The following is a 15,668-nucleotide window of genomic DNA, read 5'->3' on the forward strand; positions in this document are numbered from 1 at the left end:
AGCTTCCGGTTGAACTCGTGGCGGCGGCGCGGCGGGATGAGAAGGAAAGCTGGGGTGTAAAAAGGAGTTAATCATGGTTAGGCTTGAAAAAAACGATCCGCTGATGCTGGCGCGTCAATTACCCATCAAATCCGTGGCGTTGATCCTCGCGGGCGGGCGTGGCACCCGGCTCAAGGATCTCACCATTAAGCGTGCGAAACCTGCCGTTCACTTCGGCGGCAAGTTCCGTATTATCGATTTCGCATTATCTAACTGCATTAACTCAGGGATCCGCCGTATCGGCGTCATCACCCAGTATCAGTCGCACACGCTGGTGCAGCACATCCAGCGCGGCTGGTCGTTCTTCAGCGAAGAGATGAATGAGTTTGTCGATCTGCTGCCTGCCCAGCAGCGCGTGCACGGCGAAAACTGGTATCGCGGCACGGCGGACGCAGTGACGCAGAACCTGGACATCATCCGCCGCTACAAAGCGGAGTACGTGGTGATCCTCGCGGGCGATCATATTTATAAGCAGGATTACTCGCGCATGCTGATCGACCATGTCGAAAAAGGGGCGCGTTGCACCGTGGCCTGCATGCCGGTGCCCATTGAAGAGGCATCCGCCTTCGGCGTCATGGCGGTCGATGAAAACGAAAAAATCATTGAGTTCGTCGAGAAACCCGCTAACCCGCCGGCGATGCCAACCGACCCGACCAAATCACTGGCCAGTATGGGCATTTATATCTTTGACGCCGCCTATCTTTATGAGCTGCTGGAAGAAGACGATCGCAACGAAAACTCCAGCCACGATTTCGGCAAAGATATCATTCCGAAGATCACCGAAGCTGGCATGGCTTATGCACATCCTTTCCCGCTCTCCTGCGTGCAGTCTGACCCGAACGCTGAGCCGTACTGGCGCGATGTGGGAACGCTGGAGGCCTACTGGAAGGCCAACCTCGATCTGGCGTCAGTCACGCCGGAACTGGATATGTACGACCAGAACTGGCCGATCCGCACCCATATGGAATCGCTGCCGCCGGCGAAGTTCGTCCAGGACCGCTCCGGTAGCCACGGCATGACCCTGAACTCGCTGGTTTCCGGCGGCTGCATTATCTCCGGGTCGGTGGTGGTGCAGTCGGTGCTGTTCCCGCGCGTGCGGGTGAACTCATTCTGTAACATTGATTCGGCAGTCTTGTTGCCAGATGTCTGGGTGGGGCGCTCATGCCGCCTGCGTCGCTGCGTGATTGACCGCGCCTGCGTCATCCCGGAAGGTATGGTGATTGGTGAGAACGCGGAAGAGGATGCACGCCGCTTCTATCGCTCAGAGGAAGGTATCGTGCTGGTGACCCGCGACATGCTGCGGAAATTGGGGCACAAACAGGAGCGCTAATGCAGGTCTTACATGTATGTTCTGAGATGTTCCCGCTGTTAAAGACGGGCGGTCTGGCGGACGTCATCGGCGCACTGCCGGCGGCGCAAATTGCGGAGGGTATCGACACCCGCGTGCTGTTGCCGGCGTTTCCCGATATCCGCCGCGGCGTGGTGGATGCCCAGGTGGTAACCCGCCGCGATACCTTCGCCGGGCGGATCACGCTGCTGTACGGCCACTTTAACGGCGTGGGGATCTACCTGATAGATGCCCCACATCTCTATGACCGGCCGGGGAGCCCATACCACGATACCAACCAGCACGCTTATACCGACAACGTCCTGCGCTTTGCGCTGCTGGGCTGGGTGGGAAGCGAAATGGCCAGCGGACTGGATCCATTCTGGCGCCCGGATGTGGTGCATGCCCATGACTGGCACGCCGGCCTGACGCCGGCCTACCTGGCGGCGCGCGGACGCCCGGCTAAATCGGTCTTTACCGTGCACAACCTGGCCTACCAGGGGATGTTTTACTCCTGGCATATGAATGATATCGAGCTGCCGTGGTCGTTTTACAACATGCATGGCCTCGAGTTTAACGGTCAGATCTCGTTTCTGAAGGCCGGTCTTTACTACGCCGACCATATTACGGCGGTAAGCCCGACCTACGCGCGCGAGATCACCGAACCGCAATACGCCTACGGCATGGAAGGGCTGCTGCGCCAGCGCCATCATGAAGGACGGCTGTCGGGGATCCTCAACGGCGTTGACGACGGTATCTGGAGTCCGCAAAACGATCTGCTGCTGCCGATGCGCTACGATCGCGACACGCTGGAGGAGAAGGCGGAGAACAAGCGTCAGCTGCAGATTGCGATGGGCCTGAAGGTCGATGACAAAGCGCCGCTGTTTGCCGTGGTCAGCCGCCTGACCAGCCAGAAAGGGCTGGATCTGGTGCTCGAAGCGCTGCCGGGTCTGCTTGAGCAGGGCGGCCAGCTGGCGCTGCTGGGCGCCGGCGATCCGGTGCTGCAGGAAGGTTTCCTCGCCGCCGCCGCCGAACATCCGGGCAAAGTGGGGGTGCAGATTGGCTACCATGAGGCCTTCTCCCATCGCATTATGGGCGGCGCCGACGTCATTCTGGTGCCGAGCCGCTTTGAACCGTGCGGCTTAACTCAGCTGTATGGTCTGAAGTACGGCACGCTGCCGCTGGTGCGCCGCACCGGGGGGCTGGCGGACACGGTCTCTGACAGTTCGCTGGAGAACCTTGCCGATGGTCTGGCGACAGGGTTTGTCTTTGAGGACAGCAATGCGCTGTCATTGCTGCGCGCTATCCGTCGTGCCTTTGTTCTCTGGTCGCGCCCGTCGCTCTGGCGCTATGTGCAGCGTCAGGCGATGAATATGGATTTTAGCTGGCAGGTTGCCGCGAACTCCTATCGCGAACTTTATCAACGCTTGATGTAACCACTGGAGTCATTGTTATGAATGTACCCTTTAGCTATGCATCACCGACGCTGAGCGTTGAGGCGTTAAAGCACTCTATTGCCTATAAGCTGATGTTTATCATCGGTAAAGATCCGGCCATCGCCAACAAGCATGAATGGCTTAACGCCACGCTGTTTGCCGTCCGCGATCGCATGGTGGAGCGCTGGCTGCGCTCCAACCGCGCGCAGCTCTCGCAGGAAGTGCGCCAGGTATACTATCTGTCGATGGAGTTCCTGATTGGCCGTACCCTCTCTAACGCGCTGCTGTCGCTGGGCATTTATGACGATGTGAGCAGCGCACTGGCGGAGATGGGGCTCGATCTGGAAGAGCTGATCGATGAAGAGAATGACCCCGGTCTTGGCAACGGCGGTCTGGGCCGTCTGGCGGCCTGCTTCCTGGATTCCCTGGCGGCGCTGGGTCTGCCGGGACGCGGTTACGGGATCCGCTACGACTACGGGATGTTTAAACAGAATATCGTCGATGGCCGACAAAAAGAGTCCCCTGACTACTGGCTGGAGTACGGTAACCCGTGGGAGTTTGAGCGCCACAACACCCGCTACAAAGTGCGTTTCGGCGGCCGCATTCAGCAGGAAGGAAAGAAAACCCGCTGGATTGAGACGGAAGAGATTATTGCGGAAGCCTACGACCAGATCATCCCCGGCTTTGACACCGACGCCACCAACACGCTGCGTCTGTGGAGCGCGCAGGCCAGTAGCGAAATTAACCTTGGTAAATTCAACCAGGGCGACTACTTCGCTGCGGTAGAGGATAAAAACCACTCCGAAAACGTCTCCCGCGTGCTCTATCCGGATGACTCGACCTACTCCGGACGCGAGCTGCGTCTGCGCCAGGAGTATTTCCTCGTGTCGGCGACGGTACAGGATATTTTGAGCCGCCATTACATGTTGCATAAGACCTTTGACAACCTGGCGGACAAGATTGCCATTCACCTCAATGACACCCACCCGGTGCTGTCAATACCGGAGCTGATGCGCCTGCTTATCGACGAACATAAATTCAGCTGGGACGAGGCGTTCGAGGTGACCTGTCAGGTCTTCTCCTATACCAACCATACGCTGATGAGCGAGGCGCTTGAGACCTGGCCGGTGGATATGCTGGGCAAAATTCTGCCGCGCCATCTGCAGATTATCTTCGAGATTAACGATTACTTCCTCAAGACCCTGCAGGAGCAGTATCCCAATGATACCGCGCTGCTCAGCCGAACCTCGATTATCGACGAGTCCAACGGCCGTCGCGTGCGGATGGCCTGGCTGGCGGTGGTGGTCAGCCACAAGGTCAACGGCGTGTCGGAGCTGCATTCGCGGCTGATGGTGGAGTCGCTGTTTGCCGAATTCGCTAAAATCTTCCCGATGCGCTTTACCAACGTCACCAACGGCGTCACGCCGCGCCGCTGGCTGGCGCTGGCCAACCCGCCGTTGTCGAAAGTGTTGGATGAGCATATCGGCCGCACCTGGCGGACCGATCTGAGCCAGCTTGACGAGCTGAAGCAGCATATCGACTATCCGACGGTCAATCAGGCGGTGCGTCAGGCTAAACTGGAAAACAAACAGCGGCTGGCCAGCTATATTGCGCAGCAGCTTAATGTGGTGGTGAATCCGAAGGCGTTGTTTGATGTGCAGATCAAACGCATCCATGAGTACAAACGCCAGCTGATGAATGTGCTGCACGTCATTACCCGCTATAACCGGATCAAAGCCGATCCGCAGGCGGAGTGGGTGCCGCGAGTGAACATTTTCGCCGGTAAGGCGGCCTCGGCTTACTACATGGCCAAGCATATTATTCACCTGATCAACGATGTGGCCGCGGTGATCAATAACGATCCGCAGATTGGCGACAAGCTGAAGGTGGTCTTTATCCCCAACTACAGCGTCAGCCTGGCGCAGCTGATTATTCCGGCGGCAGACCTGTCGGAACAGATCTCCCTCGCAGGCACTGAAGCTTCCGGCACCAGCAATATGAAGTTTGCCCTTAACGGAGCGCTGACTATCGGCACCCTCGACGGGGCGAACGTGGAGATGCAGGAGCACGTGGGCGAAGAGAATATCTTTATCTTCGGCAACACCGCGGAAGAGGTGGAGGAGCTACGTCGCAGCGGCTATAAACCACGCGAATACTACGAGCAGGATGAAGAGCTTCACCAGGCGCTGACGCAGATCGGTACCGGCGTGTTCAGCCCGGCGGAACCGGGGCGCTACCGCGACCTGCTGGATTCGCTGATTAACTTTGGCGACCACTACCAGGTGCTGGCGGACTATCGCAGCTATGTGGACTGTCAGGATCGCGTCGACGAGCTGTATCAACATCCGGAAGAGTGGGCCTATAAAGCGATGCTGAATATTGCCAACATGGGCTACTTCTCCTCTGACCGGACGATCCAGGAGTACGCGAAATATATCTGGCATATCGACCCGGTAAGGCTGTAAGCCAGTCAATGCAACTCAACGGGGCCATTTGGCCCCGTTTCTGTCTGTGCGGAGAACGTTTTATTCGGAAAAGTGCCGGGGAGGATTCAGGCTATTGCGGGAATATACTATTGACGTGAATTCGCCAGCAGTACGATAAATGCTCAATAAGTTTACGTTCATAGTCTAATGGCTATAATATGGATGATAGCCTTTAGGCTATGAGGGATCGCCTATGTGGGATGTAGAAACGACGGATACGTTTGATGCCTGGTTCGAATTACAAAGTAGAGCTTTAAAAGAGGATATGTTGGCCACGATGCTCATCTTGTCTGAGTTTGGTCCGCAGCTTGGGCTCCCGTATGTTGATACGGTGAAAGATTCAACGTTTCAGAATATGAAAGAACTCCGGGTTCAGCATCATGGGCTCCCCATCCGCGCCTTTTTTGCTTTTGATCCTCTGCGGAAAGCTATCGTTTTATGTGCGGGCAATAAGGATGGCATGAATGAGAAACGTTTTTACAAAGAGATGATTACTCTGGCTGACAGAGAATTCAGCCAACACCTGACTAAGGAGCGATAATGGCCACGCTAAAAGAACTCATGGCGAAACAGAGTCCTGAAAGCCAGCAGCGTATTGCAGCGAAAGCGGCAGAGATACGCCAGTCTGTCGCTTTAAACTTGCTTCGAGAAGAGTTGCAAATGTCGCAAACAGAGATGGCTGCGGCTATGGGGGTAAAGCAGCCAACGATCGCTAAAATGGAACAGGCTGATAACGATCCGCGGCTTTCGACCCTAAAACGCTACATTGCGGCATTGGGGGGAGAACTCAGTATAAATGTCACGTTGCCGACTGGAAAAAAAGTCTCGTTTAATTTGTGAACAGGTATCCGGGCCAAGCGCAAGCCATAGCCCGGGTATTTCTCTCCTGGCGCCGCGCGATGTCAGGACGCTAACGACAGTTCAGACTTTCCCGCATGCTGCGCCAGCCATTCGCTGATGCGCGCTTGCTGCTCGGCATTCAGCCACATGCCCTGTTTGGTACGACGCCAGATGGCGTCATCCAGGCTGCGCACCCATTCGTGCTCAACCAGATATTTCAGCTCGGCTTCATAAAACTCATGGCCGAAATCTTCCCCCAGATCGCTCAGGGCGCTGGCTTCCTTCAGGATCCACTCGCTGTTGCTCCCGTAGGTGCGGGCATAATGGCGGGCCAGTGATTCGCTGATGAACGGGAAGCGACGGCGTAGTTTTGCTGCATAGTCGTCGCGGTCGCCGCCGATATCGCCGCCGGGGAGCACCGCGGTTTTGGTCCATGCCGGGCCGATCCCTTTGTAATAGGGAGTCAGTTTTTCCAGCGCATGCTCGGCCAGTTTGCGATAGGTGGTCAGCTTCCCGCCGAAGACGGAGAGCAGCGGCGCCTGGCCGTTCTCATCGTGAATATCCAGCGTGTAGTCGCGGGTGATCGCCTGCGGCGAATCCGACTCGTCATCACACAGCGGACGGACGCCGGAGTAGGTCCAGACGATATCGTCCCGGCTGAGAGTCTTTTTAAAGTGCGCGTTATAGACGTTCAGCAGGTAATTAATCTCTTTATCATCAATGGTCACCGCTTTCGGATCGCCCTTATACTCGACGTCCGTCGTGCCGATGATGGAGAACTCATCCATCCACGGGATAACAAACACAATACGTTTATCTTCGTTTTGCAGAATGTAGGCCTGCTTCTGAGTATGCACTCGCGGCACCACGATGTGGCTGCCCTTGATCAGGCGGATACCGTAAGGCGAGCGCAGATGCATCCCTTCGTCGAAGAACTGTTTGACCCATGGACCGGTGGCATTGACCAGACCGCGCGCCTTCCAGGTAAACTTCTCGCCGCTATCGATATCTTCCGCTTCCACCACCCACAGGCCGTTCTCTCGTTTTGCCGAGATGGCGCGAGTGCGGGTCCGCACTTCGCCGCCTTTGCGGACAACCATCTGCGCGTTGGCCAGCACCAGGCGGGCATCGTCGACCCAGCAGTCGGAATATTCGAAACCGCGCACAATTTCCGGCTTAAGTACCGATTCTGCGCCAAAACGCAAGCCGGTGGAGCCCGGCAGGCTGGTGCGTTTGCCCAGATGATCGTACATAAACAAGCCGATACGGATCATCCATGCCGGACGCAGATGCGGACGATGCGGGAGACGAAAGCGCATCGGGAAGGCGATATGCGGAGCCATTTTTAACAGCACTTCACGCTCGGCCAGCGCTTCGCTGACCAGGCGGAACTCATAGTGTTCGAGGTAGCGTAGCCCGCCGTGGATAAGTTTGGAACTGGCGCTGGAGGTAGCGCAGGCGAGATCGCGCGCTTCCAGCATCAGTACGGATAAACCCCGCCCGGCGGCATCTGCCGCGATACCGGCACCGTTGATGCCTCCGCCTATCACAATCAGATCTTTGGTTTCCACGTTCTTACCCTCTCACACTTTCGTTTAAGCTCACAAATGCTCGATATCGCTCACTATAGCAAACAAACGCGCTTTTGGTAACATCAAAAAAACATTTTGGAGTGATGGGTGTAACATATTGGCGTTTCTTTACCGCCTGACGGTACACTACAGGGTAAAATTGGGCCGGCCATCGCCCGTCATGACGAGAAAGAGAAGAGAACCATGGAACAGTTTGAATGTATCAATGTTGAAGAAGCGCACCAGAAGCTGCATCAGCAGAAGGCAGTGCTGGTGGATATCCGCGATCCGCAAAGCTATGCGATGGGCCATACGCCGGGCGCGTTTCATCTGACCAACGATACGCTGGGCGCGTTTATGCGTGATAACGACTTTGACACGGCGGTGATGGTGATGTGCTATCACGGCAACAGCAGTAAGGGCGCCGCGCAATATCTGCTGCAGCAGGGGTTTGATAAGGTCTACAGCGTTGATGGCGGGTTCGACGCCTGGCATCGCCATTTCCCGGCGGAAGTGGCGCACGGGACGTTTTAACGGCTGGCAGGTATACTATCCCCCTTTGTGTGGAATAAGCGATTCGCTGCATGTTAATGATTACCTCTTTTGCCAATCCGCGGGTGGCCCAGGCGTTTGTCGATTATATGGCGACGCAGGGGATTATCCTGACCATTCAGCAGCACGCCCAGAGCGACGTCTGGCTGGCTGATGAGAGTCAGGCCGGGCGCGTCAGGACTGAGCTGGCCCGCTTCCTTGAGAACCCGGCGGATCCGCGTTATCTGGCGGCGAGCTGGCAGTCCGGACAGACCAATAGCGGGTTGCGCTATCAGCGCTTTCCTTTTTTTGCCACGCTGCGGCATAACGCCGGCCCGTTCACCTGGGCGATTCTGCTCATCTGCATCGCGGTGTTTATCCTGCAAAATCTGCTGGGCGATCAGCCGGTGATGATTTGGCTGGCCTGGCCCTACGATCCTTCGCTGCAGTTCGAAGCCTGGCGCTATTTCAGCCATGCTTTCATGCATTTCTCGCTGATGCATATTCTCTTCAACCTGCTATGGTGGTGGTATCTCGGCGGCGCGGTGGAAAAACGCATCGGCAGCGGCAAACTGGTGGTGATCACCGTTATCAGCGCCCTGTTGAGCGGCTTCGTGCAGCATCAGTTTAGCGGCCCGTGGTTTGGCGGCTTATCGGGCGTGGTCTATGCGCTGATGGGCTACGTCTGGCTGCGGGGCGAGCGCGATCCGCAGAGCGGTATTTATCTGCAGCGCGGGTTGATACTCTTTTCTTTAGTGTGGTTAATTGCTGGCTGGTTTGACGTTTTCGGCATGGCGATCGCTAACGGCGCGCATGTGGCTGGTCTGGCGACCGGCCTGGCGATGGCGTTTGTTGATACCTTGCATGGGCGAAAACGCGCATAAAGACTTACCGACAGGGGTCGGGTAGGCGATATTTTTCCAGGGATATTTCATGAAACAAACACAACGTCATGACGCGATTATCGAGCTGGTAAAAAAACAGGGTTACGTCAGCACGGAAGAGCTGGTTGAGCAGTTCGCGGTCAGCCCGCAGACCATCCGCCGCGACCTGAATGATTTAGCCGAACAGAAAATGATCCTCCGCCATCACGGCGGCGCGGCGCTGCCCTCCAGCTCGGTGAACACCTCCTGGCACGATCGCAAAGCGACCCAGACGGCGGAAAAAGAGCGTATCGCCCGGCGGGTAGCCAGCGAGATCCCCGACGGGGCGACGCTGTTTATTGATATCGGCACCACGCCGGAAGCGGTGGCGCACGCCCTGCTCGATCACCACGATTTGCGCATTGTCACCAATAACCTGAACGTGGCCAACACGCTGATGGTGAAAGAGGACTTCCGCATTATTCTCGCCGGTGGTGAACTGCGTAGTCGCGACGGCGGGATCATTGGGGAAGCGACCCTGGATTTTATCTCGCAGTTCCGTCTCGACTTCGGCATTCTTGGCATCAGCGGCGTCGACAGCGATGGCTCGCTGCTGGAGTTTGATTATCATGAAGTGCGCACCAAGCGCGCGATCATTGAGAATTCACGCCACGTGATGCTGGTGGTGGATCATACCAAGTTTGGCCGCAATGCGATGGTCAATATGGGTAGTATCAGTATGGTCGATGCGGTCTATACCGACGTGCTGCCGCCGGCGGGCGTGCTGAAGGTCATCACCGATAACAACCTCCAGCTGGAGCTGTGCTAAACGGCAACGGCGTCGTCAGACGCCGTATCCCATCATCTTGAGTAACTGCTGAGCATGCTGCACCGCGTCTTGCCGGTGGGCGACGCCCAGTTTCTGATACAGGTTGCGAATGTGGGTCTTGATGGTGGTAGCCGCCACGTCAAGCTCGCCGGCAATCTGCTCGTTGCTGTAACCGGAATAGATTAAGCCAAGCACCTGCCATTCGCGCTGGGTCAGCGGGCTGGTGCGGATAAGCTCCGGCACCTCCGGGTGATTCAGCAGCCGCTCGACGAACCCTTCGTCAAAGTGGGCGAATTTGTGGCGATGATGCTGGTTGATGTCGCGCAGAATACGCTGGGCGCGGTGTTGCTCCAGCTCCGGCAGAGTGTTCAGCTGGATCAGCTGGCGCAGCTGCTGAGCCATCGCCTCGCCTTCAATCACAAAGTGGTTGATAAAGCCGGTGCGGTTGGCGAGCGTCAGGGCTTCGAGCAAGGCTTTCTGCGCTTCGCTCTTGCGTCCCGCCTGCCAGTACAGTTGATTGAGCAGCAGCAGGTTGCGGTTGAGATCGCTCATCAAACGCAGCGAACGCGCATTTTCGTTCAGCTCTTCCAGCACCATTTCCGCCGGTTCGAAATCGCCCAGCAGGATCTGCGCCCGGGCAATGTTGCGCCACTGGCTCTGCAGGAAGTGGTTGTTGGCGAATTCCGGCTTCGGCGTCTGGCGCAGCCAGTTGGCCGCCGCGGTTTTATCGCCGGTCATCTGCCAGTAGATCACCCGCACCTTATCGGCGTTGGAGACCCAGTCGCTGTGATAGTGACCGTTACCGAGCAGGTTTTCCAGCCGGTTCAGGTGGCTACGGGCATTATCGAGATCGCCGCGCGCCAGCGAGCACTGGACCATCAGCGCCAGACACTGCAGCTGCTGCTGCGGCTGATAAGTTGAGAGAACGTCCATTCCCTGGCGGGCGCAGGCTTCAGCTTCGTCGAGGCGCGCCCATGCCCACAGCAGCTGAGAACGGATGCGCAGCAGGAACTCATGCATCGGCAACTGCTCAAGGTGCTGTTCACGCACCAGCTGGAAGGCTTTCTCCTGGCTCTCCCAGGCAGCCTGCAGGAAGCCCTGGGCAAAGAGAATTTCACTTTGCTGAATAATGCTCCACAGCGCGTAATGCCACACGTCGTGACGGCGGGCCATCTGTTCGGTCTGCTGCATCACGGCGAGGGATTTGGTCAGTTTCCCCTTGCAATGGAGGACTTCGCCATGCACCGAGGTGGCGACGATGCGGCTGTAATAGTTGGCCAGCGGCAACTCTTCCAGGGCCACCATCGACAGACGTTCCGCTTCGTCCTGGTCGCCGTCGTTAATCGCTACCTGTGCGCGCAGCGCGTTGAAATCGCCATGCATCGCGGTGTCCATTTCCACACTCATCTCCTGCTCGGCGCGCGCCAGCAGGGTGTTGACTTCGCTGTAACGATGCTGGCTCTGCATCAGCCAGGCCTGCAGCAGGATCAGGCGCGGATTTTCCAGCAGATTTGACCAGGGCAGCGCCGACAGCGACTGCTCCAGCAGCCCCAGTTCGCTATGGTTAAACATGCCCCAGGCGTGGTTGAGTAAGATATCGCGCAGCATTTTGGCATCGCCAGCGGCCAGAGCATGATGAATGGCCTCGCTGGGGAACCCTTGCGCCATCCAGCTTTCCGCCGCAGCGCGGTGGATCTCCGGCAGTTCAACCGCCAGCTCCCACTGACAACGCTGGCGCAGGAAGCTGCCAAACAGCGGGTGATAGCGGAACCATTCACCGGAATCATCCATCCGCTGCAGGAATAGCCCCTGGCGTTCGATCTCCTCCAGCTGCATCTGGCCATTCTCTTCGCCGGTGACGCGCACGATTAACGCGTCGTTCATCGAGCGTAGCAGAGAACTCTTCAGCAAAAAGTTACGCGTGCGGGCGTCGACGTTATCCAGTACTTCATCCACCAGATAATCCGACAGATGGCTGGCGTTAATCCCGGCGAGGCGGCGGGCGGAGTGTTGGGCGGAAGAGTTATTCTGGCGGGCGGAGAGGGCGATAAGCTGCAGCGCGGTGGCCCACCCGGCGACATCGTCGCACAGCCGGCTGCTGTCGTCGGCTTCGATTGGCGACGTCAGACGGCAGTCGAAAAATTGTTTCGCTTCCTGGTGGGTAAAGGCCAGCTGCTGGCTGCCAATCTCCAGAAGCTGATCGCGGACGCGCAGGTTGGCAATGCCCAGCTGCGGCAGGTTACGCGACAGCACCACCAGGGTCATATTCTCCGGCTGATGGCGCAGGAAAAAGCGCATCGCGTCATGGATCACCGGATTATTGATCAGATGGTAATCGTCAATGACGAGATACAGCGGGCGCTGCCAGTCGGCGAGTTCAATAAACAGCTGCGCAAAAAGAGAGGAGAGGCTGGCGTACTGGCGCTTTTGCACCATCGCTTCACTGGCCCCGCAGTGGTTGCCGGTGGCCTGCTGGATCGCCGCGATCAGATAGCTGGCAAAACGCTCCTGCTGATTGTCGCCTTCGTCCAGCGAAAACCACCCGAGATCGTTTTTACCCGCGGCCCACTGAGAAATGAGCGTTGTTTTACCGTACCCGGCAGGGCTGGTGATCAGCACGAGACGATAATTGTTCGCGCCGGAAAGTTTCGCCAGTAAACGCTCACGAACCACAGTGTGTTCAAGGCGGACCGGACGACTTAATTTGGACGGAATCAACATAGTTCTACATTTCGCTGTGCAAGAGAGAGGTTGCGATTTTTTTTGCGCTTCGTAATTAATATCTAATAAGGTCGGTGATTATGAAATTTATTGCAAGTTATGTCCGAACTTTATGCTCTTGAATTTGCTCTATGTCACAAATTTTGACATTGGTTGAGAATGGGGAAAAATCGCAGGCAGAACTCGCCGCCAGCGGTTTTCAGGCGGCGGCTGGCGGAGCGGGGAGAGATTTATTTTATGTGAAGAGTAGTTGTTTGTTTTTATTAAATTATTGTCAGAGATTTCTTAGAAGTAATCTTTTTTGCGGATCAATGTGATGAAATGTGCTTATTTCTCCAGAGCTCTCTATTTATTTTTTTAATAACCTGGCGAGAGGCGGAAAGATTTTTAGCGCGTATTGGCCTGTAACAAATTTTTTCCCTGCGGACGTAACCTCTCGATTGTCATATCGCGGTGATTTTTACAGCATATTTTTGCCTTCTCACCCACACTATAGTGTCCAGGATCACACTTTTCGCTCATCCCCGCCACTCCTCCCTGTCTAATCCCCGTCGGGATGAGGACGATGAATCGGGAGGTCGGCACACTAGCGCCATCGTTTTAGTAAAGGACCCGGATCTCATTATGTCACAGACTTCATTTAACAAAGCTCAGTTTCAGGCTGCACTGACGCGTCAGTGGCAGCATTTTGGTTTACAGTCCGCTTCCGAGATGACACAGCGTCAATGGTGGCGCGCGGTCAGCGGAGCGCTGGCGGAACTTCTGGCGGCGCAGCCGGTAGCGAAACCGGCGCAAGGACAGCGTCACGTTAACTACATCTCGATGGAGTTTCTGATTGGTCGCCTGACCGGCAACAACCTGCTCAACCTGGGCTGGTACGAGGGCGTTAGCGACGCGCTGAAAGGCTACGACGTCAACCTCACCGATCTGCTGGAAGAAGAGACAGACCCGGCGCTGGGTAACGGCGGCCTGGGACGTCTGGCAGCCTGCTTCCTCGACTCCATGGCGACGGTGGGGCAGTCGGCGACCGGTTACGGCCTCAACTATCAGTATGGTCTGTTCCGCCAGTCCTTTGACGATGGCCAGCAGATGGAAGCCCCGGACGACTGGGGGCGTAACAGCTACCCGTGGTTCCGCCATAACGAGGCGCTGGATGTCCAGGTCGGCATCGGCGGGAAAGTCAGCAAAAACGGCGAATGGCAGCCGGCGTTCGTCATTACCGGCGAAGCCTGGGACCTGCCGGTGCTTGGCTATCGCAACAACGTCGCCCAGCCGCTGCGTCTGTGGCAGGCCAAACACGCTCATCCGTTCAACCTGACCAAATTCAACGATGGCGATTTCCTGCGCGCCGAGCAGCAGGGCATCGACGCGGAAAAACTGACCAAGGTGCTGTACCCGAACGACAACCATCAGGCCGGTAAAAAACTGCGCCTGATGCAGCAGTACTTCCAGTGCGCCTGCTCAGTGGCCGATATCCTGCGCCGTCATCATCTGGCAGGCCGCAAGCTGGCCGAGCTGGCGGATTACGAAGTGATCCAGCTGAACGATACGCACCCGACCATCGCCATTCCGGAGCTGCTGCGCGTGCTGATCGACGAGCACCAGCTGAGCTGGGACGACGCCTGGGCGATCACCAGCAAAACCTTTGCTTACACCAACCACACCCTGATGCCGGAAGCGCTGGAGTGCTGGGATGAGAAGCTGGTGAAAGCGCTGCTGCCGCGCCATATGCAGATCATTAAAGAGATCAACGACCGCTTTAAACAGCTGGTGGACAAAACCTGGCCGGGCGATAAGCAGGTCTGGGCGAAGCTGGCGGTGGTGCATGACAAGCAGGTTCGGATGGCCAACATGTGCGTGGTGGGCGGCTTTGCTGTCAACGGCGTGGCGGCGTTGCACTCGGACCTGGTGGTAAAAGATTTGTTCCCGGAATATAACCAGCTGTGGCCGAACAAATTCCATAACGTGACCAACGGCATCACGCCGCGCCGCTGGATCAAGCAGTGCAACCCGGCGCTGGCCTCGCTGCTGGATGAGACGCTGAAAAAAGAGTGGGCCAATGACCTCGACCAGCTGATCAATCTGGAAAAATACGCTGACGATGCGGCATTCCGTCAGACCTATCGCGATATCAAGCAGGCCAACAAAGTTCATCTGGCCGAGTTTGTGAAGCAGCGTACCGGGATTGAGATCAACCCGCAGGCGATTTTCGATATTCAGATCAAACGCCTGCACGAGTACAAGCGTCAGCACCTTAACCTGCTGCATATTCTTGCGCTGTACAAAGAGATCCGCGAAAACCCGCAGGCGGACCGCGTGCCGCGCGTCTTCCTGTTCGGCGCGAAAGCGGCGCCGGGCTACTATCTGGCGAAAAACATTATTTTTGCCATCAATAAGGTAGCGGAAGCGATCAACAATGACCCGAAAGTCGGCGATAAGCTGAAGGTGGTCTTCCTGCCGGACTATTGTGTATCGGCAGCGGAAAAACTGATCCCGGCGGCGGATATCTCCGAGCAGATCTCCACCGCGGGTAAAGAAGCCTCTGGCACCGGCAACATGAAGCTGGCGCTGAATGGCGCGCTGACCGTCGGGACGCTGGATGGCGCTAACGTGGAAATCGCTGAGCAGGTGGGCGAGGAAAACATCTTTATCTTCGGCCACACGGTTGAAGAGGTGAAAGCCCTGAAAGCGAAAGGCTACGATCCGCTGAAATGGCGTAAAAAAGACAAGCTGCTCGATGCGGTACTTAAGGAGCTGGAGAACGGCACCTATAGCAACGGCGACAAGCATGCCTTCGATCAGATGCTGCACAGCCTGCTGCAGGGCGGCGATCCGTACCTGGTGCTGGCCGATTTCGAAGCCTACGTAGCGGCGCAAAAACGGGTAGATGAGCTGTATCGCGACGAGGAGGCCTGGACCCGCGCGGCTATCCTCAACACCGCGCGCTGCGGCATGTTCAGCTCCGACCGCTCGATCCGCGATTATCAGCAACGTATCTGGCAGGCGAAACGCTAAAGGAAGGCCT

General features: G+C 56.8%; 11 protein-coding genes. 9 read left to right on the plus strand and 2 right to left on the minus strand.

Going from position 1 to position 15,668, the window contains the following annotated elements; genetic code table 11:
• Positions 1-73 precede the first annotated feature (73 nt).
• From glgC to R0140_RS01620, 5 genes are all read left to right on the plus strand, one after another.
• A complete protein-coding gene (glgC, locus tag R0140_RS01600) occupies positions 74-1,369 on the plus strand; it encodes a glucose-1-phosphate adenylyltransferase (RefSeq protein WP_008806989.1) in 1,296 nt (431 codons plus the stop codon).
• Positions 1,369-2,802: a glycogen synthase GlgA gene (gene glgA / locus R0140_RS01605; protein ID WP_004202133.1), complete on the plus strand. Its 1,434-nt coding sequence runs from the start codon at positions 1,369-1,371 to the stop codon at positions 2,800-2,802. The genes glgC and glgA overlap by 1 nt, the downstream gene beginning before the upstream one ends.
• Positions 2,803-2,819: 17 nt before the next feature.
• A complete protein-coding gene (gene glgP, locus R0140_RS01610; RefSeq protein ID WP_008806990.1) occupies positions 2,820-5,267 on the plus strand; it encodes a glycogen phosphorylase in 2,448 nt (815 codons plus the stop codon).
• Positions 5,268-5,481: 214 nt separating this feature from the next.
• The gene (locus tag R0140_RS01615; protein WP_032740280.1) at positions 5,482-5,829 is read left to right on the plus strand and encodes a type II toxin-antitoxin system RelE/ParE family toxin; all 348 of its coding nucleotides are present in this window, start codon (positions 5,482-5,484) and stop codon (positions 5,827-5,829) included.
• Positions 5,829-6,128: a helix-turn-helix domain-containing protein gene (locus R0140_RS01620; RefSeq protein ID WP_008806992.1), complete on the plus strand. Its 300-nt coding sequence runs from the start codon at positions 5,829-5,831 to the stop codon at positions 6,126-6,128. The genes R0140_RS01615 and R0140_RS01620 overlap by 1 nt, the downstream gene beginning before the upstream one ends.
• 62 nt (positions 6,129-6,190) lie before the next feature.
• Here the strand turns inward: R0140_RS01620 and glpD are convergent, their stop codons facing one another.
• A complete protein-coding gene (gene glpD, locus R0140_RS01625) occupies positions 6,191-7,699 on the minus strand; it encodes a glycerol-3-phosphate dehydrogenase (protein ID WP_032740278.1) in 1,509 nt (502 codons plus the stop codon).
• Positions 7,700-7,903: 204 nt separating this feature from the next.
• Between glpD and glpE the strand changes: the two genes are divergently transcribed.
• Genes glpE through R0140_RS01640 form a run of 3 tightly spaced genes read left to right on the plus strand, consistent with a single transcriptional unit; the run spans position 7,904 to position 9,922 of the window.
• Positions 7,904-8,233 carry a thiosulfate sulfurtransferase GlpE gene (glpE, locus tag R0140_RS01630; RefSeq protein WP_032733885.1) on the plus strand — a complete coding sequence of 110 codons (330 nt, stop codon included), beginning with the start codon at positions 7,904-7,906 and terminating at the stop codon, positions 8,231-8,233.
• Between the two features lie 50 nt (positions 8,234-8,283).
• The gene (gene glpG / locus R0140_RS01635; RefSeq protein ID WP_032740277.1) at positions 8,284-9,114 is read left to right on the plus strand and encodes a rhomboid family intramembrane serine protease GlpG; all 831 of its coding nucleotides are present in this window, start codon (positions 8,284-8,286) and stop codon (positions 9,112-9,114) included.
• Positions 9,115-9,163: 49 nt separating this feature from the next.
• Positions 9,164-9,922, plus strand: a complete 759-nt coding sequence (locus tag R0140_RS01640) for a DeoR/GlpR family transcriptional regulator (protein ID WP_008806995.1) — start codon at positions 9,164-9,166, stop codon at positions 9,920-9,922.
• Positions 9,923-9,937: 15 nt separating this feature from the next.
• Here R0140_RS01640 and malT read toward each other — a convergent pair whose 3' ends face one another.
• Positions 9,938-12,643, minus strand: coding sequence for an HTH-type transcriptional regulator MalT (gene malT / locus R0140_RS01645; protein WP_012967130.1), 2,706 nt, complete (start codon positions 12,641-12,643; stop codon positions 9,938-9,940).
• 624 nt (positions 12,644-13,267) lie between these two features.
• Here malT and malP point away from each other — a divergent pair.
• Positions 13,268-15,658, plus strand: a complete 2,391-nt coding sequence (gene malP, locus R0140_RS01650) for a maltodextrin phosphorylase (RefSeq protein WP_016161908.1) — start codon at positions 13,268-13,270, stop codon at positions 15,656-15,658.
• The last annotated feature ends 10 nt before the right edge of the window (positions 15,659-15,668 follow it).

It is taken from the genome of Klebsiella sp. w6 (genome assembly GCF_033100215.1).
Lineage (GTDB): Bacteria > Pseudomonadota > Gammaproteobacteria > Enterobacterales > Enterobacteriaceae > Klebsiella > Klebsiella variicola.

What these genes read in the sequence shown, in the direction of transcription:
- glgC (WP_008806989.1), top strand. Translation starts at nt 74, where the DNA reads ATGGTTAGGCTTGAAAAAAACGATCCGCTGATGCTGGCGCGTCAATTA.
- glgA (WP_004202133.1), top strand. Translation starts at nt 1,369, where the DNA reads ATGCAGGTCTTACATGTATGTTCTGAGATGTTCCCGCTGTTAAAGACG.
- glgP (WP_008806990.1), top strand. Translation starts at nt 2,820, where the DNA reads ATGAATGTACCCTTTAGCTATGCATCACCGACGCTGAGCGTTGAGGCG.
- R0140_RS01615 (WP_032740280.1), top strand. Translation starts at nt 5,482, where the DNA reads ATGTGGGATGTAGAAACGACGGATACGTTTGATGCCTGGTTCGAATTA.
- R0140_RS01620 (WP_008806992.1), top strand. Translation starts at nt 5,829, where the DNA reads ATGGCCACGCTAAAAGAACTCATGGCGAAACAGAGTCCTGAAAGCCAG.
- glpE (WP_032733885.1), top strand. Translation starts at nt 7,904, where the DNA reads ATGGAACAGTTTGAATGTATCAATGTTGAAGAAGCGCACCAGAAGCTG.
- glpG (WP_032740277.1), top strand. Translation starts at nt 8,284, where the DNA reads ATGTTAATGATTACCTCTTTTGCCAATCCGCGGGTGGCCCAGGCGTTT.
- R0140_RS01640 (WP_008806995.1), top strand. Translation starts at nt 9,164, where the DNA reads ATGAAACAAACACAACGTCATGACGCGATTATCGAGCTGGTAAAAAAA.
- malT (WP_012967130.1), bottom strand. Translation starts at nt 12,643, where the DNA reads ATGTTGATTCCGTCCAAATTAAGTCGTCCGGTCCGCCTTGAACACACT.
- malP (WP_016161908.1), top strand. Translation starts at nt 13,268, where the DNA reads ATGTCACAGACTTCATTTAACAAAGCTCAGTTTCAGGCTGCACTGACG.